This window comes from Legionella erythra, assembly GCF_001467615.1.
GTDB lineage: Bacteria > Pseudomonadota > Gammaproteobacteria > Legionellales > Legionellaceae > Legionella_C > Legionella_C erythra.
On record NZ_LNYA01000036.1, the window covers coordinates 22708 to 24966 of the forward strand.

Here is a 2259-nt window from a genome sequence, read left to right on the forward strand (position 1 = left end):
CTATAGCCTATAAAGTGCTCCTTTTACTGAGCATGCTTTATATGAGCATTATGCTTTGCAATGCTGTTTTAACCAATCGCTATATTGGCACTGATGCGCTGTTTGTTCTAGGCGGTTCTTTTACCTCGCCATTAGTGTTCATTCTGGACGACATCATTGCAGAGGTATATGGCTATAAAATTACACAATGGTTAATCATTTCGGGGTTTCTGGCCCAATTATTTTTTGTTTTAGTATGCCAACTCGTTCTAATTTCACCTCATCCTGGCTTTTTTAAAGAACAAGGCTTTTATAATTACGTATTGGGCTTATCGTTATTACGGATCACCATCAGTGGTTTTATTGCCTATATTGTCGCCAATTTAGCCAATTCTTATATTTTAACGCGATGGAAAGTCCTTCTTAAAGGTCGGCATTTTTGGTTAAGAAGTTTGGGCTCTTCGACTTTCTCGGAGCTCCTCTACTCATTTTTTGCCATCTTAATGATGGAACTGGCCTCAATCCCTTTAAGCAGTATCCTAAAAGTAGTAGCGCTCAGTTTTTCAATAAAAGCCATTTACAGCATTGTATTTGCTGGCCCAGCCAATCTTTTGGTTAATTGCATTAAGCATAAAACAGGAATCGATGTTTATGACTTCCCCAAGAAATTTACCCCCTTTAAGTATTCAAAAGAAAATCAGGAGATCATTGCATGATTGAGAAAATAGTCTCAGGTGGACAAACTGGCGTTGATCAAGCGGCTTTATTAATCGCAACGGAAATGGGTATCGATATTGGCGGCTGGTGTCCAAAGGGCGGCCTGGATGAGAACAATGTTAATGTGTTAAAGCAATTCCCTGCCTTAAAAGAGGCCACAACCAGTGATCCTGATGAGAGAACGAAATTAAATATCCGTGATTCCGATGGAACTTTAATTATTGTGCCAAGCTGGCCTTTACCTGAAAGAGTAAAGGATGGCACGAAATTAACCATTGACGATGCAGAGCGTCAAAAGAAACACCACTTAATTATTAGCATGGATAACAAAGATGAGGCTGTGCAGAATATAAAAGCCTGGATTAATGATAATGATATTCGCGTATTAAACATTGGTGGACCCAGGGAGTCGAATAGTCCGGGGATTTATAAGGAGGCTTGCGAGCTTTTTCGGGATTTGTTTAAAACGTTAACCCACAGATTATGCATGTAAAGTTGGGGCAGGCTGAGTGCCAGCCCTTAGAATGCGATTCATTTAATGAAAACCACATCACCTCCAGAAATAAAAACTTTTGATTCTTATGTGTATGAATTCATGAGAGAAACAATCGAAGTTGCCAAGTCTAACCCCATCGCACCCTATGGTGCGATCATTGTTTATGATGATCGTGAAATTCTTCTAAAGTCGGTTAACTCGGCGAATAACCATCCTTTAATGCATGGTGAGTTATCGGTTATTCATACCTTATTTAGTAATGGATTTGATGGCGATCGGAGTAAATTGAGCCTTTATAGCACAGCTGAACCTTGCCCCATGTGTGCGGCTGCTATGTATTGGGCCATGATCCCTAAAGTATTTTACGGTTCGTCAATTGCATTTTTACATGATTTATTTGGAAGGCAGATTCAGATTGGTGCCAGGGAGATTTTATCTAATACGCCTAGTTTTTATAAGGTTGAGTTGGTGAGTGGGGTTATGGAAGAGCAATGTAATGATTTATTCCTGGAAGCGAAACGACTGCAGGAAAACCAGCATGATTAAAAAAATTATCTCTGGCGGCAATTGGCGTAAATGAAGGTATCGTCACTTTGATGAAAATGGCATTAACGCCTTAGAAATACCCTACATAAAAGCAATGATCAACGATTCTGTTTAGGACTTATTAAATAAGCCGTCATCCTGATGGCATTCTAAAGGTGACAATTAAAATTTAATTGCTTTTGATAACCTTTTAAATTCGTTAGTTTAATGGCACAAGGCTATAACCATCAAACTTATCCTTATTATAGGGATTTCTTATAAAAACAGAATTGTTAAATGTAGGAACTTCTTCATTTTTTTCTAGAATAATATGAAATTTATTATCTTTATAATTTACCTTTTTCTTAATCCATTCACCTTCAGTAGTATATATCTCAATTTCATCAGGTGTGGAAGAAACTGCTGCAACTAGGTTAGTTTTTGTTTCGCTGTTAAGTAAAACTTTATCGATATGGTAATCCCCCCATATTTAACTGACATCAAAAATAGAGGTTTAAGCAGCTACTAAAGCCAGCTTCTGC

The 2259-nt window shown here is 37.9% G+C and carries 3 protein-coding genes; all 3 read left to right on the plus strand.

Annotated features, from left to right (window positions below; genetic code table 11):
- Nucleotides 1–695: queuosine precursor transporter (locus Lery_RS14695; protein ID WP_237759246.1), on the plus strand; the 695-nt coding region annotated here is incomplete at its 5' end.
- Nucleotides 692–1189, plus strand: a complete 498-nt coding sequence (locus Lery_RS14700) for a putative molybdenum carrier protein (RefSeq protein ID WP_058528009.1) — start codon at nt 692–694, stop codon at nt 1187–1189. The genes Lery_RS14695 and Lery_RS14700, both read left to right, overlap by 4 nt.
- A gap of 45 nt (nt 1190–1234) precedes the next feature.
- A complete protein-coding gene (locus tag Lery_RS14705) occupies nt 1235–1738 on the plus strand; it encodes a nucleoside deaminase (RefSeq protein ID WP_058528010.1) in 504 nt (167 codons plus the stop codon).
- Nucleotides 1739–2259: the final 521 nt, after the last annotated feature.

What these genes read in the sequence shown, in the direction of transcription:
- Lery_RS14700 (WP_058528009.1), top strand. Translation starts at nt 692, where the DNA reads ATGATTGAGAAAATAGTCTCAGGTGGACAAACTGGCGTTGATCAAGCG.
- Lery_RS14705 (WP_058528010.1), top strand. Translation starts at nt 1,235, where the DNA reads ATGAAAACCACATCACCTCCAGAAATAAAAACTTTTGATTCTTATGTG.